The 25662-nt window shown below is 46.5% G+C and carries 18 protein-coding genes and 1 pseudogene; 4 read left to right on the top strand and 15 right to left on the bottom strand.

Annotated elements, in window-relative coordinates:
- Nucleotide 1 precedes the first annotated feature (1 nt).
- From DW083_RS12500 to DW083_RS12480, 5 genes are all read right to left on the bottom strand, one after another.
- A complete protein-coding gene (locus tag DW083_RS12500; RefSeq protein ID WP_115500231.1) occupies nucleotides 2-2197 on the bottom strand; it encodes a penicillin-binding protein in 2196 nt (731 codons plus the stop codon).
- Nucleotides 2198-2199: 2 nt separating this feature from the next.
- Nucleotides 2200-2544, bottom strand: a complete 345-nt coding sequence (locus DW083_RS12495; protein ID WP_115500230.1) for an FtsL-like putative cell division protein — start codon at nucleotides 2542-2544, stop codon at nucleotides 2200-2202.
- A 15-nt stretch (nucleotides 2545-2559) separates the two neighbouring features.
- The gene (gene rsmH, locus DW083_RS12490; protein WP_122332582.1) at nucleotides 2560-3474 is read right to left on the bottom strand and encodes a 16S rRNA (cytosine(1402)-N(4))-methyltransferase RsmH; all 915 of its coding nucleotides are present in this window, start codon (nucleotides 3472-3474) and stop codon (nucleotides 2560-2562) included.
- Nucleotides 3475-3878: 404 nt separating this feature from the next.
- Nucleotides 3879-6578, bottom strand: coding sequence for a DUF6383 domain-containing protein (locus tag DW083_RS23495; protein ID WP_305036244.1), 2700 nt, complete (start codon nucleotides 6576-6578; stop codon nucleotides 3879-3881).
- Between the two features lie 612 nt (nucleotides 6579-7190).
- Complete coding sequence (locus DW083_RS12480) at nucleotides 7191-7412, bottom strand: hypothetical protein (protein ID WP_122332580.1); 222 nt, start codon at nucleotides 7410-7412, stop codon at nucleotides 7191-7193.
- A 206-nt stretch (nucleotides 7413-7618) separates the two neighbouring features.
- Between DW083_RS12480 and DW083_RS12475 the strand changes: the two genes are divergently transcribed.
- Nucleotides 7619-8539 (top strand): Rpn family recombination-promoting nuclease/putative transposase, encoded by a 921-nt coding sequence (locus tag DW083_RS12475; protein WP_122332579.1) that lies wholly within the window; start codon nucleotides 7619-7621, stop codon nucleotides 8537-8539.
- A 41-nt stretch (nucleotides 8540-8580) separates the two neighbouring features.
- Here the strand turns inward: DW083_RS12475 and DW083_RS12470 are convergent, their stop codons facing one another.
- From DW083_RS12470 to aroQ, 5 genes are read right to left on the bottom strand one after another with little or no spacing between them, the layout of a single operon-like run.
- Nucleotides 8581-9816, bottom strand: coding sequence for an FtsX-like permease family protein (locus DW083_RS12470; protein ID WP_122332578.1), 1236 nt, complete (start codon nucleotides 9814-9816; stop codon nucleotides 8581-8583).
- Between the two features lie 11 nt (nucleotides 9817-9827).
- Nucleotides 9828-10163, bottom strand: a complete 336-nt coding sequence (gene rbfA / locus DW083_RS12465) for a 30S ribosome-binding factor RbfA (RefSeq protein ID WP_115500224.1) — start codon at nucleotides 10161-10163, stop codon at nucleotides 9828-9830.
- Between the two features lie 14 nt (nucleotides 10164-10177).
- On the bottom strand, nucleotides 10178-10801 hold the full coding sequence (locus tag DW083_RS12460) for an O-methyltransferase (RefSeq protein ID WP_122332577.1): 624 nt from the start codon (nucleotides 10799-10801) through the stop codon (nucleotides 10178-10180).
- Nucleotides 10798-12252, bottom strand: a complete 1455-nt coding sequence (gene pyk, locus DW083_RS12455; protein ID WP_115500222.1) for a pyruvate kinase — start codon at nucleotides 12250-12252, stop codon at nucleotides 10798-10800. The genes DW083_RS12460 and pyk overlap by 4 nt, the downstream gene beginning before the upstream one ends.
- Before the next feature lie 43 nt (nucleotides 12253-12295).
- Nucleotides 12296-12712 carry a type II 3-dehydroquinate dehydratase gene (gene aroQ / locus DW083_RS12450; protein WP_115500221.1) on the bottom strand — a complete coding sequence of 139 codons (417 nt, stop codon included), beginning with the start codon at nucleotides 12710-12712 and terminating at the stop codon, nucleotides 12296-12298.
- A 78-nt stretch (nucleotides 12713-12790) separates the two neighbouring features.
- Between aroQ and xerD the strand changes: the two genes are divergently transcribed.
- Entirely contained in the window at nucleotides 12791-13687 is an 897-nt protein-coding gene (xerD, locus tag DW083_RS12445) for a site-specific tyrosine recombinase XerD (protein WP_122332576.1), read from the top strand.
- Between the two features lie 48 nt (nucleotides 13688-13735).
- Nucleotides 13736-13966, top strand: coding sequence for a hypothetical protein (locus DW083_RS12440; protein WP_122332575.1), 231 nt, complete (start codon nucleotides 13736-13738; stop codon nucleotides 13964-13966).
- A 169-nt stretch (nucleotides 13967-14135) separates the two neighbouring features.
- Here DW083_RS12440 and DW083_RS12435 read toward each other — a convergent pair whose 3' ends face one another.
- The gene (locus DW083_RS12435; protein ID WP_122332574.1) at nucleotides 14136-16133 is read right to left on the bottom strand and encodes a DUF4954 family protein; all 1998 of its coding nucleotides are present in this window, start codon (nucleotides 16131-16133) and stop codon (nucleotides 14136-14138) included.
- Nucleotides 16130-17341: a GTPase HflX gene (gene hflX / locus DW083_RS12430; RefSeq protein ID WP_115500218.1), complete on the bottom strand. Its 1212-nt coding sequence runs from the start codon at nucleotides 17339-17341 to the stop codon at nucleotides 16130-16132. The genes DW083_RS12435 and hflX overlap by 4 nt, the downstream gene beginning before the upstream one ends.
- 72 nt (nucleotides 17342-17413) lie before the next feature.
- Here hflX and DW083_RS12425 point away from each other — a divergent pair, with 72 nt between their 5' ends.
- The gene (locus DW083_RS12425; protein WP_122332573.1) at nucleotides 17414-19177 is read left to right on the top strand and encodes a T9SS type A sorting domain-containing protein; all 1764 of its coding nucleotides are present in this window, start codon (nucleotides 17414-17416) and stop codon (nucleotides 19175-19177) included.
- Nucleotides 19178-19284: 107 nt separating this feature from the next.
- Here the strand turns inward: DW083_RS12425 and DW083_RS12420 are convergent.
- The 3 genes and pseudogenes from DW083_RS12420 to DW083_RS12410 form a co-directional block, all read right to left on the bottom strand.
- Nucleotides 19285-20662, bottom strand: a pseudogene (locus tag DW083_RS12420) (FAD-dependent oxidoreductase).
- Between the two features lie 6 nt (nucleotides 20663-20668).
- Nucleotides 20669-22150, bottom strand: coding sequence for a RagB/SusD family nutrient uptake outer membrane protein (locus tag DW083_RS12415; protein WP_122332572.1), 1482 nt, complete (start codon nucleotides 22148-22150; stop codon nucleotides 20669-20671).
- A gap of 16 nt (nucleotides 22151-22166) precedes the next feature.
- Nucleotides 22167-25478 (bottom strand): TonB-dependent receptor, encoded by a 3312-nt coding sequence (locus DW083_RS12410; protein ID WP_233552188.1) that lies wholly within the window; start codon nucleotides 25476-25478, stop codon nucleotides 22167-22169.
- Nucleotides 25479-25662: the final 184 nt, after the last annotated feature.

Genomic DNA, 25662 nt, shown 5'->3' with positions numbered 1-25662 from the left:
TCTATTTTAACGTTAATGAGACTGTTTGTCCTTTCGATACCTTGGCGCCCGGTGATACGGATTGGGAAGCAACGCGCCCCAGCCCATTCAGGGAAGCCCGCAACCCGGCACTTTCCAGCAGGTAGACGGCATCTTTGGCACCCATGCCGACCACATTCGGCACAAGCCCTTCCCGGACAGGTATATCTTTCAGTTTGACAACCTGCAGGCTGTCGTCGATGGAAGCCGTCACCCACCGGGAGGCAGCTTCATCCGTATTCATATCGATGTCCAGTTTGTCCAACACTTCGTCCAAGGCAACCCGGTCGCCTGCCTTCGGGCGCGGCATCGTAACAGCCAGCGAATCGCGTTCCATATCGCGGATATCGAAAGACATATGGCTGGCATATACTTTTTCCGCTATCGCTTTTACCACACCACCGGACATCGTTCCTCCCGAAGGATAACCGATACGCGGCTGGCGGATCACGACAATACAGGAATATTTCGGAGCATCGGCAGGGAAATAACCGCAGAAAGCGACCTGGTGGCCAGCCTGGCGATAGACACCGCCCGACGCGATCTGCGCCGTACCGGTCTTTCCGGCTATCCGGACGAAATCGGAACGGACAGCTTTACCCGTCCCTTTCTCCACGACGCCTAACAGCATATCTTTTATAATATTCAGCGTACGTTCCGAGCAAATCGACTCCCGTATCACTTCGGTCGAGAAACTCTGCACAGTCTTGCCGTTATGCATGATCTCTTTAGTAAAAATCGGACGGATCATTTTCCCGTTGTTGGCAATGGCATTATAGAAAGCCAACGTATAGATCGGCGGTATCTGCGTTTCATAACCGAACGACATCCAAGGGAGCGCCGTCTTCGACCAGTAACGGACCGTATCATCAGGGCGGCGTATTTTGGCACGGCCGGCTCCGGGGATTTCCAAACGCAGGTCTTCATTCAAGCCGAGGCGGTAAAGCCCTTCCACATACTTGGTCGGATTCTTTTCGTATCCTTTCAGGATGGTCTTGGCAACTCCGATATTGGAGGAATTCCAGATCGCCTGTTCTACCGAGATACGCCCATAACCGCCTTTATTGTTATTATGGTCTGTCATACGGGCACCTTTATACATATAAATACCGTTGCCGACATCCACCGTATCGCCGGGCTGGCAAACGCCGTCTTCGAGGGCAACCATGATGGAGGCGACCTTGAACGTCGAGCCGGGTTCCGTCTCGTCCGCAACAGCGTGGTTCGTATCTTCACCATAAACCCCTTCGCGGATACGTCCCATATTGGTAATGGCTTTCACCTCGCCTGTCGCCACTTCCATAACGACAGCCGTACCGGATGCGGCATCGATCTTCTTCAGCATATCGAGCAAAGACTTCTCGGCTATATCCTGGATATTGATATCGATTGTCGTACGGATATCCATTCCTTCCACCGGATCGATTTCCACGACGTTTGTCCATCCGCCTCCCACACGGCGCACGGAGTTCAGACCGGCTTCGCCATGCAACAGGGTGTCGTATTGCAACTCCAGGCCATTCTTGCCTTTCGTAAGCCCTGTCTTCGGGTCGATATCGCGGAAGGTATCGCCAATCGTACGGGAAGCCAATGAGCCGAACGGTTTCTGCCGTTCCACCATTTCACGTGTATAGAAACCGCTCTTGAACCGTCCTAAACGGAAGAACGGGTATTTCTGTATTTCTTTCAGATCCGAATAGGATATCTTTTTCTCATAAACAGGGAACTGTCGGCTCTTCTTCTTCAAACCGCTCAACAAATAAGCTTTATATCCGGCAGGCGTCCGGTTCTTCAACTTACGGGAGAGATAGACCGAGAGCGAATCGATCCCGTTATTCTTGCTCTTCAGAAGCGTGTCCAGGCTATTCCATTTAGGGGTCGGATGGGAATAGCAATCGGCATTGAAATCGACATACATATAGAAACAGGGCACGCTGGTTGCCATCAGCTTGCCATCGGAAGAATAGATATTCCCACGGCTGGGATAGATCAGGCGGTTCGGACGTTTCTGGCTCTCGGCCACCTTCAGCCAGGTATCCCTTTCAACGAAAGCCGTGTCGAAAGCCCGCGCCAGAATAGCGATTGCCACCCCGCCGAGCAGAAACACGATGAAAAAGTAACAGAATAGAATCCGGTTACTCTTCGGGGCAAGTTCATTTGGTTCGATCTCTTCAGCCATCTTTACTTATACAATTCGTACGGCGGATTCTTCGCCGTTTCCAGTTCTATACCTTGTTCTTCAATCAATAGTTCGATCTGCGACTGCCGGCTGTTGCCTGTCAGTTCCGAGGAAATGGACAGTGCTTCAAAACGGACATCGCGCAATTGCTGTTGCAGACGGTCGATCTCGCGCAGTTTCTGCATACAGGTGTACCGGTTACCAATAAAGAAGAACACCAGGATGACGATAAGCACAATCATACGCGTATGCTTAACAATGAAATCCTCCTTCAGGATTCCACCGCCCAGTATGTACAAAAAGGAGAAACGGCTCTCCTTCTTCTTTTTCTTCTTCCCTGCGTCCATAACCCTATATATTAACTACAATTTTTCAGCGATCCGCAACTTCGCACTCCGGGAACGGGGATTACGTTCGATCTCCTCGTCCGAAGGGACAATCACCTTGTTATTCACCAAACGGAAGGGCGATTTGATATTTCCAAAGAAATCTTGTTCCGTCTTACCCTCAAAGTTTCCTGTCTTCAGAAAGTTCTTCACCAGGCGGTCTTCCAGGGAATGGTAGGTGATCACCACCAACCGGCCACCGGGCTTCAACACCTGTAGCGTCTGTTGCAGCATCTCCTTCAAGGCACGCATCTCATCGTTGACCTCGATACGGAGCGCCTGAAAGACCTGAGCCAGGAACTTCTTCTCCTTATCTTTTCCCGTAAAAGGCTTTATCACTTCTAAAAAGTCGCCGATCGTTTCTATCTTCTTCGCCTCCCGGCTGCGTACCAGCACGGAGGCTAACTTACGCGACACCTTCAATTCGCCGTAAAGATAGAACAGGTCTGCCAACTGTTCTTCCGTATATGTATTGACGATATCCGCCGCAGTCTGTCCCGCACGGGTATTCATCCGCATATCCAACGCACCGTCAAAACGGAAAGAGAACCCGCGTTCCTTGTCATCGAAATGATGAGAAGAGACACCTAAGTCCGCCAACAGTCCATCGACTTCACCCACTACATTGTGGTAGCGCATAAAGTTGTATAAATATCGGAAATTACTACGGATAAAGACAAAACGGGGATCGGCCGGAATATTGTTTTCAGCATCGGCGTCCTGATCAAATCCATACAGTTCTCCTTCGTTATCCAGCCGGTTCAATATCTCGCGGGAGTGTCCTCCCCCTCCGAGGTCACATCGACATACGTCCCGGAGCTGAATGTCCATTCCTTCCAAACTTTCACGAAGCATTACCGGCACATGATAACAGACTTCTTTTTCTTCCATTCCTTCGCTACTCTGTGTTAAACTTTTCCTTAAAATAAGGGCCCGTAGTTGATTGATTTGCACATACATCACCCTATCGGATGGTAAAAATACACATTTCCTAATTTAACAGCCAAGAAATATAAGAGAAAAGTAAAAAAAAGTTTTCAACAGGTCGGAAAAATGCTTACATTTTGGCAGCCTAAAGCCCGTCAGAATCGCATATTTGGGGAATTATACGGGATCGTTTTCAAATATCGCACTCTCCGAAGGTTAAAGTCCGCCTCATACCCCCTTTTACCCGTTCACATATAAGCACAAAAAGCCTCTCCGATATTTCTACCGGAAAGGCCTATTTGTTTTTCCGCCCTCCTTTCTCACGAAAGGAGGAGCAGATTGATTTATTTAATTAATAAATGCATCAATTATTTAACGATAGCTTTAACAGCTTCTTCGCCTTCAACAGCTACAACAACTACACCGGCAGGAGCAGCGATTGTTGCGTTGTCAGAAGTAATTACAGTGTTAGCAATTACCTGACCTAAGATGTTGCTTACTACAACTTTCTTACCGGCAGCACCAGCAATCTGAACATTACCGTTACCAGCGATAACTGTTACTTCAGATACAGAAGGAGTTGCTTCGTTTGCTGTAGGCATATCAGCTTTATCAACAGAGAATAACAGTGCATTATCAGTACCATTAACTAAATGCAAAATACCATTAGTCTGAGCCATATATTTCAAAGGTGTACCCTGGCTTTCAATATAATATTCAGAATCAGTAGCTGATTTTCTGAATGCGAATGTATAATTCTTCTTTACATTTGCAGGGATAACAGTATCCTGATTTGCAGGAACATCATATACATGCAAGCTATCCAACTCTGCACCGATTCTCTTAGCTTTTCTGAAACCTAATGAATCATTAGCAGCAGCATTCATGAAGAAGCGAACATCATTTACATATTCAGCAGAATCCATAGCAACAGTCTGTTGAGTAGAAATCATATACAACGGTTTGATTGTATCGTTATCATAAACATCCAGATACATGCTAAAGTTTTCTTGTTCAAAAGCAGCCTTCAATTCAGTTACAGCTTTCAAAACACCACAACTATCTGAATTCATAGAGATAGCCAATGTCGGATTTTCTACAGAAGAAATTCTCTTATGACCCGGAGCACCTTCAATTGTTGCATATTCAGGAGCCAATGGAGCTTCCAGAGAGAAGTAACCATTAATCAGATTCAAGTCTGTATTCAAGACCACTTCTGCAGAAGTACCAGATGCAGAAACCTGACCTTCAAGAGTCCAAGCGCCAGTAGTAACACTTGCAATCGGCAATACCTGATACCAACCTTCAGTTGTTGTTTCTCTAAATACGAAATAATCGTCATCATCAGAAGTACTTAATTTATAAGCCTTTCTTGTAGCATCATAAGCTAATGTATCTGTTCCGTTATACAACTTATAAGCCACAGCTACCAAAGAGTCAGCACCGATAGAGAATGTATCTACAGGAATAACATTGAAATACAAAGCATCTGCCTTATCCATGTTAGCAACTTCCAGAATTGAGTCATTAGCAGCTTCGCGAACGAAAGGAGTAGACCCTTCTGTCAATACAGAATGGAACTGAAGAGCTAATTTAGTTACAGCTTCTTCTGCAGCAGTTTCGCCCATCTTCTTGTAGCCGACATAAATACCTTCGGTTGCAACCGGAACGATCTTTAATGTATCACCACCATAATAGTAAACGCCATCTTCGTCAGAAGAATACAATGCGGCAACGGTTCCAAACGCTTTACCTGATTCTCTATTTACAAATGCAGGTCTATCTGTTGTTGAAGCCAAAGACCACTGAGAAGAAGGTAACCAAGCTTTTTCATATCCAGCCTTAACCTTTACATTCGTTGCAGCAGCCAATGTTGTAGCCAATGTTGAAACATAAGCACTATCACCATCTTGTTTGTAAATATAATATGCACCTGCAGGTAAAGTAACCTTTGTCCCTGCGCCCAAAGTTACCGTAGGTAATACATTAGCGGTTGAAGGAGCAGAAGCCGTCAAAGCCTTAGATGTTCCGTCAAAGCCAACCAATGTAACAAAGCCTGATGTGATTGTAGATGTTTCAGCAAAAGTAGTGTTAGCAGCAGCAGTAGGTATATTAATAACCTCAACAATAATAGAATCCTTTACATTTTTCCAAACTTTAAATTGGAATGATTCAGCAATCTTACCTGCTTTTGGAGTTGCACCATCCAACGTATCTAATGTAAATACTAAACCTCCATTAGCTTTTGTACTATCAATCAAAGCTCCTGTTTTTGTATAATACACTGTATCAACGTTCAAATAAGCGGCTTTAGATCCAACCAAAGAGCCCAATTTTTGCAAATATACCGTTGTATCAGCATCAGCAGAGTTATAACCGACAGCTTTAAATGTAGTCTTAAAAGCATTTACGCTATTCACTGCCTGAGTAGTTGTGGAAGTAGCCCCATCAACAGTCCAAGTAAAATGTGAACCATTGATACCGTTTAATTCAGCAACAGTCAGAGCCTTCCAAGCCGGAACCAATGGCATAAGCGACACTGTTGTTGTCGTACCTTCTGACAAAGATAAAGAATCCGCTGTACCTCCTGCCGTATTATTAGCAACCAAAGTGTAGGTTTTACCTCCTGCAATGTGGGTTAAACCTTTTGCAGTACCTTTTTCCCAAGTCCAACCAAATTTATCTATAGCCGCAGCATCACTTGAAAGAATGGCATTACCCTTCTTATCCAACTTCAATGTTTTGCTTGTCAAAACATTTGTAAAAGTGAAATAATCCCCCAAAGCAACAGTAGAACCTGTTGAAACAGACCACAAAGCAGAATCGCCCAATGCAGCAGCAGTTGCATCATTACCAATTGTTTTCAAGACCAAACTGTCTTTGTTTGCAGATGTTTTTACGATTGTCAATGCCTTTAAACCTCCTGCAGGTGCTGCAGTTCCTAAGTAGTAGTATTCACCACTAACAATAGAATCAGCTTCAGCTACAGCCTCAGTGATTGTCTGTGCTGAAACAGAAGCACCTACCATAGCAAAAGCAGCCAAAAGAGTAGAAAACTTTTTGTTCATAATCAAATAATTTAATATTAATACTAAAGTGTAATAAGTTCAATCCAATAATATGTACGCTTCCAATACTTTATAATCAATCACTAATGCGTACCAAATTCTTTTGGCAAAAATACGCATAACTTTTAAATCGGCAATCCTTTTCCTTAATATTTTTTCCTTTTCTATATTCTTTCTTATCAACAAGATAGCCTATTTCGTACGAAAACGCCTCTTTCCAGCACGAACCAAGAAAGCGAAGGGCAAGATATCAAGCGATAACATCTCCCGGTTTCGCACTGGTTCTTATAAAGACACATTGTATTTATGTACACGCGTACATTAATAATAGATTTTAATTTACAAATAGTTGTTTATAGCTCCGAATAAAACCGGAGGAATATACAAGAACCCCCTTCCCAGCCGTTTTTTCTATTTCGTCCGAAATCTTGATCGATTTTGGATTGACACTTTTCACGGTTTTATCCCTCTTTACTGACAAGAGATGGAGCGAGGTGCGCAAGCTGTCTGAAAAAACGTGCAATTTGATTACCTGAAACCGGAAACACCGGCAAAGTGATAAAGCTTAACTCCCGGAGAATCACCTGTAGCAAAACAAAGACGGACTGCGTCTCAAATATGCAAGGAAAATTTCGGGAGCTTGTCGCCACGACGACCGTCTTCATCGCCCTCGCGACCGTCTTCATTGGAATGGCGACCGTCTTCATAGGGTACGGTGACCGTCTTCATGGCGATAAAGTACCGGATAAATGAAATAAAGATTGACTTTCCGGCAAAAAACTCCCGGAAAAGAGGAAACAACCCCTTTTTGGCGGCCGAAAAGTGGATTAACATTTGTTTTGTTTCGGATGCCTTTCGAGCCCGAAAAATGCGTTTTATACAATAAGCCCCCCGGATAGTTGAAAGTTAAGAGTTGAAAATTGAAAGTTTTGATGGATAGTTCAGTTCTGGCAAGAAGTGAAACTTTCTTCCCAATCCGTTGCCTATTCATTTATAATGTGTACATTTGTGCATTAAGTAATAACTAAAAAACATTGACTATGAAAAAGAACGAATCAGATCTGAAGAGCATGGAAGAGCAGGAAAGAAAAGAATTACAAGACCGGTATATCCGGTTCGATTGGGCCATCAAACGTCTGTTGCGCCAGAAGGCCAATTTCGATGTGCTCGAAGGTTTCCTGACCGTTATGTTAAGAGAAGAGATCAAGATCGAAGAAATCCTCGAAAGCGAAGGTAATCAGGAGAGTGCAGACGACAAGTTCAACCGCGTCGACATCAAGGCACTCAACAGCAAAGGCGAGATTATCATCGTCGAAATCCAGAATACACGCGAAATCCATTATCTGGAACGTATCCTCTACGGTGTAGCCAAAGCCATCACCGAGCATATCTCCCTTGGCGAGGGCTACCAGGAAATCAAAAAAGTTTATTCCATCAGCATTCTTTATTTCGACATCGGCGTTGGTGACGATTATATCTATCACGGGCAGAACCATTTCATTGGCGTGCATACCGGTGACCATCTGCGTGTTAATACGCGTGAACGCAATGTGATCGTCTCGCGCCTCCCCGCCGAAGTGTTCCCCGAATACATCCTGGTCCGCGTAAACGAGTTCGATAAAACGGCTCTCACACCTTTGGACGAATGGATCAAATACCTGAAAGACGGCACGATCCGTCCCGACACGACTACCCCCGGCCTTCGGGAAGCCCGCGAAAAGTTGAAATACTACTCTATGTCGCCTGGGGAACGCCTTGTCTACGACCGGCATATAGATGACATTATAATACAAAACGACGCGATCGACACCGCCAAGCTGGAAGGCAGAATAGAAGGAAAAGCGGAAGGAAAAGCAGAAGGTGTACGTCAAGTAGCTGTAAACCTGAAACGTATGGGTATGGATATCGATTCCATCGCCAATAGCACCGGACTAAGTAAAGACGAAATTTCTTCTTTATAATTAATCAGTTACTCTTTAAGCTTATCCATTCGACCAATCTTTTATTTATCCAGCCATTTCTTTCCTAAATAGTGGACAGGATACCAGGCGGCAAGGAAGCCGATGGTCAGGACAGTGATAAAGACAAGGATAACGTCGCCAGCTTCAACCCGGACAGGATAGGCGTCAATAATGAAAGAGCCGGCGGCCTGACCTAACTTGATAATACCCAACTCTTGTTGCAACAAGCAAAGTGTCAGGCCGATAATAACGCCGATCAGTGCACCGAGCCCCGAAATCATCCACCCCTCAAAAAGGAAGATACGGCGGATCAGACGATCGTCAGCGCCCATATTGCGCAAAGTACGGACATCCTCTTTCTTCTCTATCATCAACATGGAAAGGGAACCGATCACATTGAACAGGGCAAGGATCAGGATAAAACAAAGAATCAGGAAGATCATCCACTTCTCCCCTTGCATCATCTTGAAAGAGGCTTCCTGCTGCTCGTAACGGTCCTTGACCCAAAAATTTTCGCCCAGGAGCGATTTTATTTGGCTCTTGACCGAATTTACATCCGCACCGGGAGCCAGAGACAGCTCGATTGCAGAGACCTCTTTTTCATAATGGAACAGGGAACGGACCAGCGGAAGGGGCAGCAACATGAAGTTTTCGTCATACATCTGCTGGTTGGTGGCATAGACACTGCCGATAAAGGCATAATCCAGATTAAAGGAGGACGCCGGATTGGCAAGATTCACCTTCTCATCTCTTTTCGGAACATAGATTTCCAACGGGTCGGAGTAGTTGGCACGGACACCTAAGAGTGTGGCGGTTCCGACACCGAGACTGGCAAAATTCGCCACTTCATCAGCAAGAACAAATTTACCGTCACGGCTATCGATCAGGATGCTGTCGATCCGCGTCAGCTTCGCAAACGTATCGTCCACACCTTTGACCGTCGTCACAATCTGGCGGTCCCGGTAGCGAACGAGTGCATTATCCTGGAGGACTTCGCAAAACAAGGCGACTCCGGGCAGCTTCTTCACTTCCTGGACAGCCGGCAGGGTCGGATCGAACACTTTTCCATGCGCCGGCAGTATCTTCAATTCCGGATCGAAGTTACTGAGCATGGAGGAAACCAGGCTGACGAACCCGTTCAATACAGACAGCGCACATACCAAAGCGATCGTCGCAACGACAACCCCACAAACGGACACCATCGAAATGATATTAATGGCATTGTGGGATTTCTTCGAAAAAAGGTAACGCCGGGCTATATAAAACGGGAAGTTCAACGCGGTAGCTTTTACTTTTTCAACAGATTATCAATATTCTCGATATAATCTAATGAGTCATCGATAAAGAATGTCAGTTCGGGAATCTTACGGACTTGCTGACGGATGCGCTGTCCCAGATCGAAACGGATCGCCTTCGTGTTTGTCCGGATATTCTCGAGCAATTCCTTCGACTTTTCAGACGGGAAGATGCTCAGATAGGCACGTGCGACACTCAGGTCCGGGCTGACACGTACCACACTCACCGAAATCAGAACACCATGCATGGCCTGTGTCTGTTTCTGAAAGATATCACTCAACTCCTTTTGCAGGAGACGTTCTATTTTACTTAGTCTTGTACTTTCCATAAATTCTTACTGTTTTATTTTTTCCAGATCATTGTAAGGCCGTCACGCAAAGGTAAGATAACTTTTTCAATACGCGGGTCTTCTTTGATTTTATCATTAAAACTAAGAATGCCCAGTGTTTGTTTATCCTTCGGATGATCTTCTATCACATGGCCGTCCCACAACGTATTGTCGGCAAGGATCAGTCCACCGGGACGCACCTTCGGAAAAACAAGGTCGAAGTAGTCCGAATACAAACGTTTGTCGGCATCGATAAAGACAAGGTCGAATGTCTCATCCAGCGTCGGAATGATTTCGAGGGCATCACCGAAATGGACTTTTATCTTATCCTGGTGGGGCGACTGCGTCAGGTACTTCATAATGAAATCTTCCATCTCGTCGTTGATCTCGAGCGTGTGGATCAGAGCATCCTCCTCAAGCCCTTCCGCCATACAAAGGGTCGCATAGCCCGTATAGGTCCCGATCTCGAGCACACGGCGGGGACGAAGCATCCGGCAAAACATCTTCAGAATCCGCCCCTGCAAATGTCCCGACAACATACGCGGACGAAGCAGGTTCACATTCGCATCGCGGTCCAGAGCCGCGAGCAGTGCACCTTCTTCGTCACTATGAGAAAGGATATATTCGTCTAAAGTCATACTTCCTTAAACGTCGGCAACTGATAGTTGTTTCCGGCATCCAACACCTTTCCTACGTTGTTGATTTCAAGGAAGCTTGTTCCACCTCCCTCACCGAAGCTACCACTCAGGTAGGCTACCATGTTGTTGCGTGTGATACGTCCGCTCTTGATCATCTCGTTCAACGCCTGGAAGAAATAACCGCGGCGGCTGTCATTGTAAGGCTGATAAACAGCCCATACGCCATAAGAGAGAGACAACATACGCATCACACGAGGGTTGTAGCAAATGGCAAATACGGTAGATGTTCCGCGGAATGCCGCCAGGTAGCGGGCTGTACGTCCGGTATAACTATCGGTAATAATCGCTTTCACATGCAATTTAGTGGAAGACTTAACCGCCTGCTTTGCCAGGAAAGAGGTGACATCCAAGTCATTTCCTTCGATAGGGACACGGATATCATTGGCAGCTAACTTTGTCTTTTCGGCCTCACGAGCCACCTTCGTCATCGTCTGAACCGCTTCGAGAGGATATTTGCCATAAGCCGTTTCACCGCTCAGCATCAGGGCATCCGTACGGTAGTAGATCGCATTGGCAATATCCGTCACCTCCGCACGGGTAGGACGCGGGTTATTGATCATGGAGTGAAGCATCTGGGTAGCCACGATAACCGGCTTCTTCATTTCCACGCATTTACGGATCAGAACACGCTGGATGCCCGGAATCTTTTCGGCCGGCACTTCGATACCTAAGTCACCGCGGGCGATCATGATGCCGTAGGCAACTTCCAGAATCTCGTCTATATTGTCGACACCTTCCTGGTTCTCGATCTTGGCGATAATCTTGATCGGGCTGTTGTGTTCGTCCAGGATACGCTGGATATCCAGTACATCCTGCCGGTTGCGGACAAAGGAATGGGCGATAAAATCCAGGTCGTTATCGATTGCCCAAAGGATATTCTTCCGGTCTTTCTCCGTCAGGGAAGGGAGATTGATACGTACGCCCGGCACGTTCACACTTTTACGGCTTCCTAAGGTGGCGTCGTTTTGTACTTCGCAAACCAGATAGTCGTCTTTCTTTTCCGTCACTTTCAGTTCCAGGTCTCCGTCATCGATCAGGATGTCACTGCCGACAGCCAAGTCGTTCACGAAATTCCGGTAAGAGACACAAATACAATCATGCGAAGTTTCCATATCCGGATTCCCCATAATCTTCACCAGCTCTCCGGTTGTAAAAGGAATCGGGGCCTGCGAAATCGTAGTACGCACTTCCGGCCCTTTCGTATCCATCAGGATACCGATGCGACCGGACACCGCCCGGGCATTAGTCACCACTTTAGTCAATCCTTCTTCCGCCATGTGAGCCGTATTGAGGCGCACAACATTCATTCCCGCCTTATACAACGAGTCGATAAATTCGACCTCACAACGCTGGTCGGAAATGGTAGCAACAATCTTCGTATGCTTTAACATATAACCTAAATATTTACCTATTATTTTTACCTATTAATCACTATTACAGGAACGATTCGAGAGCCAACCGGTATGAATCCAGTCCGAATCCTAAGATCACGCCTTTGCAGGCTGCTGAAATCATGGAGACATGACGGAAGGATTCGCGGGCATGTACGTTTGAGATATGCACCTCCACAACCGGGGTCGTTACAGCTTTTATTGCATCGTGCAGCGCGATGGAAGTATGCGTATAAGCGCCTGCATTCATAATAATCCCGTCGTAATCGAAGCCGACCTCATGGATTTTGTTTATCATCTCGCCTTCCACATTGCTTTGGAAGTAAGCAATTTCACATTGCGGATACTTAGCACGTAATTCACTCAGATAACCTTCAAAGGAAGCATTTCCGTAGACTGTCGGTTCGCGCTTGCCTAACAGATTAAGATTAGGGCCGTTGATGATCTGAATCTTCTTCATTTTGCTGTAATTTATTACCTTTGCACTACCTTGTACGGGCAGAAAATATCCGGCAAAGATAGTAAAGAATTATGAATCATGCATCAAGAGAATGACAAAATAGAACGATACAGGACTTATCTCCGTCTGGAGAAAGCACTTTCGCCCAACTCGATCGACGCTTACCTGACAGACCTCGACAAACTGACAAACTTCGTCGAAAGTGAAGGCAAGAAGTATGAAGAGGTCACCTATGACGACCTGCAACAGTTTGTCGCCCGGCTCCGTGACATCGGCATCCATCCGCGCTCGCAGGCAAGGATCATTTCGGGTATCAAATCATTCTACCGGTTCCTGTTCCTCGACGATTATATAACAATCGATCCGACCGAATTGTTAGAATCGCCCAAGATCGGGCTGAAGCTGCCCGAAGTTCTAACTGTCAACGAGATAAACAGCATCCTCGACACGATCGACCTGACGCTGCCGGAAGGGCAACGGAACCGGGCGATGCTCGAAGTGCTGTACAGTTGCGGCCTGCGCGTGTCGGAACTGATAACGCTGCGTTTCACAGATGTTTACTTCGATGAAGGATTTATCAAGGTGGAAGGGAAAGGGAGTAAACAACGCTTGGTTCCGATCTCAAAAGTCGCGATAAAGGAAATTAAGAACTACCTGTATGACCGTAACCATGTTCCCGTGAAGAAAGGATTTGAAGATATCCTGTTCCTGAGCCGTCGGGGTACGGGCTTATCGCGAATCATGGTGTTCCATATCATCAAGCAGCAGACGGAACTGGCCGGGATCAAGAAGAATGTAAGCCCGCATACGTTCCGCCACTCATTCGCGACCCATCTGTTGGAAGGCGGTGCCAACCTGCTCGCAATCCAGGAAATGCTGGGGCACGAAAAGATCACCACCACCGAAATATACACGCATATCGACCGCCAGTTCCTCCGGAAAGAGATATTGGAACATCATCCGAGAAATAAATAACTTCAAAATACTTTTTGCCATTCAGAAAACTTTTCTCATATTTGTAACATGGCAACCAAAAACGAATTAGAAAAAAGTAAAGTAAGAAAAGAAACAACTGCCAAGTTTTTCTTTGATATGGCCAAGCTGACTTTTGCAGCTTTAGTATTAGGAGTTGCAGCTTCTTTATTAAATAAGGATGTAGATGCTGAGATTTCTAATATGGCAATTTTCCTTTTTGGAATGGGATTCGTTGGGACAGTTGCCTTTGCGATGATTGGATATAGAATTTTAAAATAATAATTAGTATGCAAATAGCTGTTATCTTTTTCACTGTTGTAGCTATTGTTGCCGTTGGCATATTAGTATACACTTACACTCCATCCGGAAAAAAATGGATTGAGAATATGTAATGAATGCGTCTTTTTCGGAATATATTTAAGCCTGCTTGATTAAGCTGGCTTTTTTATTAGATTAACGAGGTCATTCTATCAATCAATTCATCCCCCAAAGCACGTTTGACAATGATATGTTCTTTGACGGCTGTTACAAATGGGTTGCTTTCGAATGCGCCGCGTACGCCTTCGAAGTCTTCCTGTTTTTCTTTGTCCGAGCCGTCTACGCCAAAGCCGGTCATGGATGTCAGGGAAAATTCTTTCTTTGCATCTTTGTAAAGCAGGTTGTCCAACCCGATCACAGAGTCCTGCCAGCGGCGGACAAGCTCGATGATTTGCTCTGCAGATATGGACGAGAGGCTGATGCCGTAATATTCTTCAAGTTTATCGTATGCCCATGTCCACTCCATATCATAGTAACGGCTGTGCATCGTTGCGAAGAATCGTTCGATCTCATCAAGCGAATGAATATCTCCATTCTCGATCTTTTGGATCAACTTATCCAACTCTTCCCTCGGAAGGATCAATCCGGAAAGGTCCAGCCATTCGCCCCGGCCTTCCGCAGAGGTCGGTTTCAATTGCGCCCAGACTTCATTCATAGACTGGAAGACAGTTCCTTCCAACCGCTTGATCAGCGAGTTGCCTAAGAACTTATTGATAGCCATTCCGTAGAGTTCAAGGGCAGTCCGCAAAGAAGAGCCTTTGATACGGGTGTTCTGGTAATAATAGACCTCGGATGTTTCGCCCACCAGTTCCTGAAGATTCTTCAGAATTCCGACAGCTTTCATCATCTTATAGATCGTGTACGGACTAAGCAGGTTGTAGTTGATCATATCCAGGCGTTCCGGGTCTGTACGCTTATCACGCTTCGGCCATTTCTGCGCATCACGGATCGTCCCGACACTGCGCAGGTTCACACCTGGCACCAGATAGGTTTCATCGTCCTTCTCTATCAGATAGGAGAACGGCATATCCGACGTGTCGCTATGATGATGATGGCGTCCCATCACAAGAGAGAAAGCACCGACACGCGCCGGCCACAGGATATAAGAATCGCTGGTTGTTTTAGAGCCGCGCTCCACGATTCCCTGATGGATCGGTCCCAACTTATACATATGGTTACTCTGGTTCGAACCGCTACCGGCATTCAGGAACGAATACATCCCGGCAATCAGCAGGCTGCTCTTATGCATCGAAACCGTAAACGGCCCGGCAAAGATAGCGCAGGCCTCCCCGTTCTCGAAGGTGCAATTACTGAACAGAAGGGAATCGTGAGCCGAGAAGTTATGCGTCACATGACAAGCCTGCCCGATAAAGCAACGGATGATCTTGGCCGCATCGGCAACAACAGCGCCGGAAGAGATGATAAAGTCTTCGGCAATCACACTGTCGCCGATATAAGTCGGAGCCTTTTCGTTACTCCGTATCGTACCATTAGCAAGCCGGGTACAGTTTTCAATCGTTGCATAATCGCCTATCCAGACACTCCGAAGTGTCCCCACATTGGTGATTTTCACATAATCACCAACAATACCATATTCCAAAGACACATCTTCAGCATATTTCGCAATTAACGACTGCAACCTGTCTATCAATTCAGGACGATGCCGGTATAATGCGATCAGATAAGCCAACGAAGCAGACAAACCTCCATAAATAGGAACTTCACGTCCTCCTGTCTCATTCAAGACAGAGACCAAAACATTATTTCCAAAAGAGGCTTCTCCTTCAACAATCATTACGTTTACATTTTGAATAATACATTCATCGCCGATAACGTAATTGGCTATATAATTATGCACATCCTCTATCAACGTATTATTCCCTACCTGACAATTATGCAAAGTTGCATTTCGAATACCGCTATGCTTCTTTACTCCGCCCGGAAACGTAAACTCTTTCTTGAAAAGACCTAATACGATAAGCCCGGAAAAGCGAACATTAACCACATATTCGCCTCTGAAAGCACTGACAACCCATATGTTATCCCAGTTTTCTGCACTACAGCCGTTTGCCTCCAGAGCTGCAATTTCCTGCGGTCGCAGTTTCCTCAAATCTTCAGTATCAATCATTCTTCGTCATATTGTTGGAACAGGAAATCGTTATAAGGGAAACGGGTAATATGAATTTGCTTCACCCGTTCGTACAACAAGGTTTTGAGGGCATCGATATTGGTCCGCTCCTTGGCCGAGATAAAGATACAGTTGTCCTGCATCTTGTTCATCCACGTACGTTTCAACTCATCCAAGTCGATATTCTCGCGTGTACGCGGCGTCAGGTCGTCTTCCTCCTTCGGTACGAAAGTGAAAGCGTCGATCTTGTTGAACACCATAATCATCGGTTTCTCCGTCTTGTCGATCTCTGACAGCGTACGGTTCACCACTTCGATCTGTTCTTCGAATGTCGGATGGGAAATATCGACGACATGGACCAGCAAATCGGCCTCACGCACCTCATCCAAAGTAGACTTGAAAGATTCGACCAGCTCGGTCGGCAACTTACGGATAAAGCCGACAGTATCGGACAGCAGGAAAGGCAGGTTGTCGACAATCACTTTGCGTACAGTCGTGTCCAATGTCGCAAACAGTTTGTTTTCGGCAAACACCTCGCTTTTGCTGAGCTGATTCATCAAAGTGGACTTCCCGACGTTGGTATATCCGACCAGGGCGACACGAACCATCTTGCCGCGGTTCTTCCGCTGCACGCTCTTCTGCTTGTCTATTTCGACCAGGTCACGCTTCAACTTGGATATCTTGTCCAGGATAATACGTTTATCCGTCTCCAACTGCGTCTCACCCGGTCCACGCATACCGACACCGCCTCGCTGACGTTCCAAGTGCGTCCACAGACGGGTCAGGCGCGGCAGCATATACTTATACTGTGCCAATTCCACCTGTGTCTTAGCGTGGGCGGTCTGCGCGCGACTGGCAAAGATATCCAAAATCAGGTTCGTACGGTCCAGTATCTTCACCTGCAACTCTTTCTCGATGTTGCGCAATTGCTTGGCGGAAAGTTCGTCATCGAATATCACCAACCCGATCTCATTTTCCACCACATATTCTTTAATCTCCTGCAACTTGCCGGAACCGACAAAAGTAACGGAGTTCGGATAATCCAGTTTCTGATAAAAGCGTTTCACAGCCTCGACGCCTGCGGTATCGGCCAGAAAAGCCAATTCATCCAGGTATTCTCTTACTTTCTGTTCGTTCTGTTCGGGGGTAATCAGCCCCACAAGAACGGCCTTTTCTGTCTGTGCTTCAGATATAATAAATTCTTTCATGCGGCAAAGATAGTAAATTCAATTATTTATGTATATTTGCAACCATAATAACAATCCAAAATAGTATTAACTATGAAAAAGAAAGTCATGCACTTTGTTCAATGCGCACTTGTTAAGATTCTATTCTTCGGTACCGGTTATTCACTTCAAGCGCAAGTTTCCGATCCATCTTCATGGGAAAGTTTTGTAAACAGCAGCGACAATACGCTTGTATCCGACACATTCAGGCTACAGACATTCGGGGATTCGGAATGGGATAATTGGGGATATTCAGCAAAAGGAGGAACTCAGATTCTCGACGTATCTTCCGTCAACATTGACAAACTGGGAGGAAAAATGGGATTAAGAATGCCTTTAGGGAGTTCCGTCAGGTTTGAAAAATACACCCCGACTCTTTATTCGGATGTAACAGCTGAAATCTTTTACGGAGGGGACCATCTTAATAAAAGCAATAACCTAAACATTCGTATCTACCGGGAAAGTGAAACTTCAGAACATGTGCTTGTCTCAATCGAGGGAAAAGAAACCACATGTGAGTATGGTCCACTCACCATTATCAACACTCCCCTCAGCATAGACCTCTTTTCATCTACCAGCAGCAACAAAGAAGGTTACTATTGCCTGCAATACGCCTTTGCATCCGGCACTATCCCAACCCACTCGCTTTTTACCGGCACCGGCAACTGGAACGACACGATCCGCTGGTCGCATCTTCCCCCGCTCCGCCACCGCAACGCACTGATAAAGGGAGATGTCTCTATCACTGCCGACACCTATTGTAACACTGCCGCGATCAGTTCCGGCAATCTGCAAATCAACCCGGGAACAAAATTTATGGCGAATCATTTGGAACTGTTTGAAGCCGGCGCCTCCATCCAGTCGGGAGGAGCAATCGCAATCTCCGACCGCATAACCGTTCATAAGACTTTCGAGGAAACAGGGAAATGGTATTTTATATCTTTCCCTTTCGATGTCTATCCTTCCGGCATAGATTCCCGCTTTAATCAGAAAGACGGCACTCCGAATGCCGGAGGTAACTTCCTGTATGTCCAGTGTTACAACGGAGATAAACGTGCATCGACCAATCGCCCGACCGGAAACTGGGAAATCGTTCCGGTTCGTTCCGATGACATTCCCATATTTGAAAAGAACAAAGGCTATCTGATCGCATTAGACAATAAAGCGACGGACAAGACACTGTCGTTCTCCTCCCGCCCCGGCGATATTCCCGAAGATTTTGCTACCACCGGCACGTTAAACATCCCTTTAGCTACTGGCATGACCGCCTGGAACCGGGAGAACTACGGCTGGTATTTATGCGGAAATCCTTTACCAGCCCCGCTCCCCTTATCACAAATCGAAAAGAATGAGGCGCTGGACGGATATGTTTATGTGTACAGCAGTTCCGGCTACACGGCTTATCCCCTCAACGGCGACTATGCTTTACCGCCATTCTCCGCCTTCTTCGTCAAGGCCTCATCCGAAACCCATATAAACGTATCGTCCGATCTGTCCGCCAAAACGGCGAATATGATACGGACAAACGCTCCTTTAGCCCCATACAATGCCGAGCCCGCACCGGATAAACAAAGCACCGGGCTTACAAACCTAAAAACAGGCAATATCCATTACTTTATAAAAGACAGACAGCTTTACCTGCAAAACATACCGGAGCCGGGATATATCAAAATCACCGATATAAGTGGAAGTTGCCTCTTATATAAAAAGATACGGGAAGGTTCAGCGTCCGTTCCGGTCTCCAATAAACCGGGGATCTATATCTTACAAATCGAGACGCCCCACTTCCGGAAACATTGCAAGGTTATCGTTCCATAAACGGATAGGCATCGAACGGGAAACCGATGCCCATCCGTTTTCCATCCGATGCCCATCCGTTTCCAGCCCGATGCCTATTCCCTAAAGCTGAAGCAAAAGTAAGAGATTCAGATCAACTGACCTTCTTCCCGTAAACGTTTCCGTAATTGTTGGATATCCACCTGATGGACATCGGGAGATTTGGACTTGCAAATCTGTCCTGCCGCAACGCCGACCGCCTCGCCTGTTACCAGGGAAGGAGGCATCACGCGCAGACTGCCGTGAGCATAAGGGTCTGTCGAGATACAGCGTCCTGCAACCATCACATTCTTCAAGTCGGCAGGCACCAGACAACTGAACGGAATCCCGTGCGACTCTCCCTTTTTATAGCGGGGATATTTCGTTGCGCCCTCTTTGTGGACATCGATATAATAGCAGTTACGCCCGATGCCGTCTTCAAATTCGCGACGGGCCAACCAGTCTTCCAGTGTAAAGGTGTAATCGCATTTGATCCGTCGGCTTTCCCGTATTCCCATGAGACTGGATGTGCCTGCCAGGAAAGAGGCTCCGAACGGCTTCGGTGCGAACTCCACCAGCCCTTTATGCAGTTGATGTACCAGCTTGCGCCCTTTCATCATAGCATCGGTCAAAGAAGCAGGGTCCGTGCTGTCGACCGTGACATGGCCGGCGTTAAAGCCAGGAATCCGGGGCCTATCACTTTGTCATTCATATGCCGGTCCTTCACTAACGGATAGTTCGGATTGCCCACCATCGAATGAACCGGACTGCTCTTCTGATTACTATGCACAGTCCCGATCAATGAGTATTCATACGGATCGACATTCGCCACCGTAAAACACAAAGTCCCTTCCTGTACGGATCCTTCGCCATCGCCCATCACAAAGTTTGCACCTGCCCAGGCAGCCAGGTCGCCATCGCCCGTGCAATCGATAAAGACCTTTGCTTTATAAGTCGACAGACCTGCCTTGTTGGCAACGGTTATCGCCTCCACGACTCCCTTTCCCTTCATCTCGACAGCCGCCATCGTAGAGAAAAAGAGAACGGTGGCGCCGGCAGAAGTAACCAAGTCGTCATACACAACCTTCAGATACTCGCCGTTGATGGGAACCCAATCATCATAACGGACATGGGGAACGCCTTTCTTTGATTCCTTGAAAACCCGTTCCGCAATTCCTTTATAAATAATCTTCTCACCGTCTGTAAAAGGGCACCAGGCATTCAGCAGTCCGGATGTTCCCATTCCGCCCAAAGCGCCGGTTCCTTCTATCAGCAGTGTTTTGGCACCTTCGCGTGCCGCAGCCGTAGCCGCAGCACATCCCGAGGTCCACCTCCCACAACAATCACGTCCCAACCGTCATACACCGGTATTTTGGCTTTACCCGGCGATGCGTCCGTTTTGGGACTCTCTGCGGCGAAGGGTTTCCCCATCGCCACAGATGCCAAGCCTAAAGAACTAATGTTTCTTATAAAATTTCTTCTTTTCATACGCTATTACCATCCAGGATTTTGTTCCAACAGTTTATTTGCATCCATTTCAGTCACAGGTATCGGCAACAAATAATGTTTGTCCTCTATGACTGAAGCGATAGTCGGGTTCTGAGCCATCATCGCCTCCTTCAACTTATGCGTACGCAGCAAGTCGAAACGGCGTTGTCCTTCAAACGCGAACTCGCGGCGACGTTCCAACAGGATCACATCCAGGAAAGCCTCTTTACTTAATCCGGGTTTGATGTCGATATCGGAAGCCGTGTTCATGTCCTTGCCGAAAGCACGACGACGTATTATATTCAGGTTCTCATATGCCTCCGCATCGGAAGGATTAAGTGCATTCAACGCTTCCGCACGCATCAGGTAAACATCCGAGTAACGCAACACCGGATAATTGTTTTCGCTCCCCTGTGACCGGATTGCCTGCGGCGACAAATCCAGGAATTTATTCACGTAGCAAGGGAACTCATAGTTGGTAGACATGTTCGGATATTCTTCCAACGTGTATAGGCGGACATTTACGTCACGGCGTAAATCGCCTTCCTCATAACATTCGTAATGATTGCGTGTCACCGGATCGTCACCATATCCGGTCCAACCGTTTATATTCACGAAAGGAGGACGGTAATAGCCATTGAAGTTACTGCCAAGCACGCCCGGAGTATTCCGTTTATACTGGATTTCAAAAACAGACTCTTGCCCGTTTTCCTTTTCCAGGTCGAAGTTGTCGGCATAATTCTCCCACAACTTATACCCCATCTGCATCGTTTCCGCCGTTTCTTTCACGACATTCTGATAGTCTTCACGAGTCAAATAGACCTTAGCCAACAGAGCGGAAGCCGAACCTTTTGTAGCGCGTCCCAGATAACCGCTCGGAATCTGCGTGACTACCGGCAAAGCGGCTTTTGCATCCTGCAAGTCCGTTATGATCTGTGCGTAACACTCATCCAACGAATTACGAGGCACTTCCAACCCGTCCAGCGATGTCGTTTCCTTCAATACCAAAGGAACTCCGCCATACGTACGGACCAGGTTAAAATAGGCCAACGCGCGCAAGAACTTCGCTTCGCCTATCAGACGGCTTTTTGCTTCCGGCTTAATCAGGCCGTCTCCCATCTTCGAGATGTTTTCTATCGCAAAGTTAGCGTGGTTGACAGCCACATAATGTCTGACCCAAACCGAATAAACCAAGTTCGTGTTTCCATCGAACTCAAATTTATCCAAGGCATTCTTATCAAGGTTGTTCGTCGTACGGCCACCGCCCCATTCGCTGTCATCCGTACCCTGGCTTTGCAATACTTCCCAGAACTGGTTATAAATATCATTTCCGGCAAAGGTAGCGTAGGTGCCATAAACAGCCGCCGCTGCATCTTCTTCCGATTTAAAGAAGTTTTCAGGACTCAAATTAGACTCTGGTATCAAGTCCATGTCCGTACAAGAGCCCATCATGATTGAACTCAATATTATAAATGCTATCTTTTTCATAACTACTTAGACTCAATTAGAATTTAACATTCAAACCAAACAACACTGATTTCGCAAACGGATAGGAGAAAGCATCATATCCGGCGCCCAGGTTATCCTGACCGTATTTACTCACTTCCGGATTATCGCCCGAATAGCTCGTAATCGTAAAGAAGTTCTGCAAAGAAGCGTAAACACGCAAAGCAGAGACATATTTCGTGAAGCTTAAGAAATCGGTAGGCACATTATAGCCCAGCGTGATATTCTGGAAACGGAAGTAAGAACCGTTTTCCACATACTGGTCAGACACGCGCATCACGGCTTTTGAACGGAGCGGACGCGGGAAAGCCGCATTCTGGTTCGACTCGGTCCAGTGGTTCACAACCGATGCAAACATATTGCTCGAGCCTTGCATGTTTTCCATCATCACTCTCGTACCGTTATACACATCATTCCCTAAAGAGAAAATCGTATTTACATTCAAATCGAAATTCTTATAAGAGAAGGTATTATTGAAACCTCCGAACACTTTAGGCTGTGCACAACCGATAATGGTACGGTCGAGGTCATTGATCTGTCCGTCGGGAACGCCGTCCGGTCCGCTGATATCCTTAAACCGGATATCTCCCGGCTGGGCTGTCGGCTGGGCGGAAGATTTGATATCGTCCGTCGTGCTGAAGAGTCCGTCATAAACATATCCGTAGAATGTTCCCAACGGCTGTCCGACCTGTATGATACGTCCGAGATGCGTACCGGTCTCGTCCTGTCCCGGCTGGCTCGGGTAAATGAAAGAGACATCACCCAGATCCAATACTTTATTCTTGTTGTATGTCAGGTTCAAACTTGTATTCCAAGTGAAATCGCCTTCCACCGGTGTTGCGTTGATCGCCAATTCAAAACCTTTATTTTCCACTTCACCGATATTCTTCAGTCCGGAAGAGAAGCCGGAAGATCCCGGTATCTTAACATTCAGCAGCAAGTCGTGTGTCTTCTTGATATAACCGTCAAGAACGACTGTCAGGCGATTATTGAAAAAGCCGAAATCGATACCTGCGTCAAACTGGGCCGTCGTTTCCCACTTCAGGTTCGTATTGGCAACCTGTGAAGGATAATAACCGGTCACTTTATCACCATCGCTTACATAACCGGTCGAACCCAGCAATGCATAAGCAGGATAAGTACCGATACCGTCCTGGTTACCCGTAATACCGAAACTGATTCTCGGTTTCAAATTACTAAAGATATTCAAGTCTTTGATGAACGATTCTTCGGAAGCTCTCCAAGCCAAAGCGGCAGAAGGGAAATATCCCCAACGGTTGTCCTTACCAAAGCGGGAAGAACCGTCGGCACGAATAGAGGCAGTCAGCAAATACTTATTGTTCAACGTATAGTTGACACGTGCCAGATAAGAATTCAACGCCCATTTCTTCACTTCCGAACCCGGAGCCGTATAAGTCGTACCTGATCCCAGGTTATTCATTTGCAAGTTGTCATTCAGGAAACCGTATGAACCAGCGTTGAAGCCGTCATACGTAGAAGACTGCTGCGTATAACCCACCAATCCTGTAAAAGAATGCATTCCCCATGTATTCGTATAAGTCAGGATGTTTTCATTAATCCATGTGTATGTATTGGCAGACGATTTTTTGGCCTCTCCGCTTCGTTGGCTACCGGAGTAAACAGAGCGGGGATTGTAGCTTTTATTCGTTGCATACTCGATATCGATACCGAATGAAGATTTAAACTTCAACCCTTTAAGGATCGTCCATTCGACAAAAGCATTATCCAGCGAACGGAAAGAAGTATGCCAGTCCACCTTTTCATTCAATACGCCAACCGGGTTGTCGAACATGATCACGCCATTGGCATCGCTGAACGTATAGTTGCCGTTTTCGTCGTACACGGGCAGGTTCGGCGGCGTAGTCAGACGGGAGGTAAGAATTGAGTTTCCGACCCGGTTATTGTCAACCTTCGTCATGGTCAGATTCAATCCGAAATTAATCGTAGAAGATATCTTGTGGTCGATATTGGCACGGAAAGCATATTTCTCCATCTCTGTCGCCTTGACGACACCTTCCTGGTTGAAATAGTTGAAAGAGGTCAGGAACGAAGTCTTGTCGTTTCCGCCGGAAATACTCACCTGATAATTCTGGGTCAGCGCATTGTCGTTAGATGTCAATCCCTGCCAGTCCGTAGTTGCGGGAGGTGCGCTTTCGTCATAAACGGCTGCACCGCCGGAGTTTACCAAGGAAGCATTCGCCAGTTTCTCGAACGAACGGGCATCCAGCAAATCATATTTCTTATAAATATTCTGAATACCCCAATAAGCATCAAAAGCAACGGAAGTCTTTCCGCTTTTACCTTTCTTGGTCGTCACAATGATAACACCATTGGCACCGCGGGAACCGTAGATAGCCGTTGAAGAGGCATCCTTCAAAACTTCGATCGACTCGATGTCCGACGTCGGGATCGAGTTCAACGGGCTCAATGCCGTCTGGCTGTTATCCGCACTCGGGTAAACCGGCATACCGTCGATGATGTACAACGGTTCGTTACCACCCGAAATAGAATTACCACCACGAATACGAACCGTAGAGCTGGCACCCGGCATACCGGAGTTTTGTACCATATACAGACCGGAAGTACGTCCCTGCAACATCTGGTCTACAGACTTGATGGCAAGACCTTGCACCTTGTCTACCTGGATGGAACCGACAGAACCGGTCAAGTCACTCTTCTTTACCGTACCGTAACCGATTACCACCACTTCTTCCAGATTCTGGGTATCTTCCGCCAACGTAATCCGCAGCGCAGACTGGTTGCCAACAGGCACTTCCTTCGTCAGATAGCCGATGTAAGACACAACCAACGTAGCGGAAGGATTGCTCAGTGCCAAAGAGAATTTACCGTCCACATCGGTTACCGTACCGATCGACCTCGACCCCTTTTCGACAACATTGGCGCCGATAACCGGTTCACCGTTGTCATCTACAATAACTCCGGTGATTGTTTTGCCCTGCTGGGCCGACAAGGGAATGGCAGTCGTTGTTCCACCTGCGGAAAGCAGGATGTAGGAGCCGTCGATGGAATACTTCACATCTGTTCCTTCGAACAGGTTCGCCAAGACTTCCTCCAAAGAGGCTTTTTTCAAGTTAACAGACACTTTCCTGTTGACGTTTACAAAATTGTTGTAAACAAACAGAAAATCAGTTTGTTTTTCAATGTCGTTCAACACATTCTCCAGTTCCGTGTTACTTCTTTTAATAGTGACGTTCACGTTCTGGGAATTGGAATTTTCCGCGTGCATGCAGAAAATGAACACGAATAATAACAATGTGGTTATTCTCATGATTCTAAAAAATTGTTTACATCGAGGCCTTTTTACTAAATCAGACATCGACAAAGATTTTTTATTCATATCTTTGAAATCAAGTTTATTAATACAGTTAATTAATTGTGTTAAGTCTATGCCGATAAGTGTGGGGACGCTTGTCGGCATTTTTTTGCTTAAAGGTTAACCTTTCTCTCTAACC

The sequence above is a fragment of the Parabacteroides sp. AF48-14 genome, assembly GCF_003477465.1.
Taxonomy (GTDB): Bacteria; Bacteroidota; Bacteroidia; order Bacteroidales; family Tannerellaceae; genus Parabacteroides; species Parabacteroides acidifaciens.
This window is presented reverse-complemented; position numbering and strand designations above follow the sequence as displayed.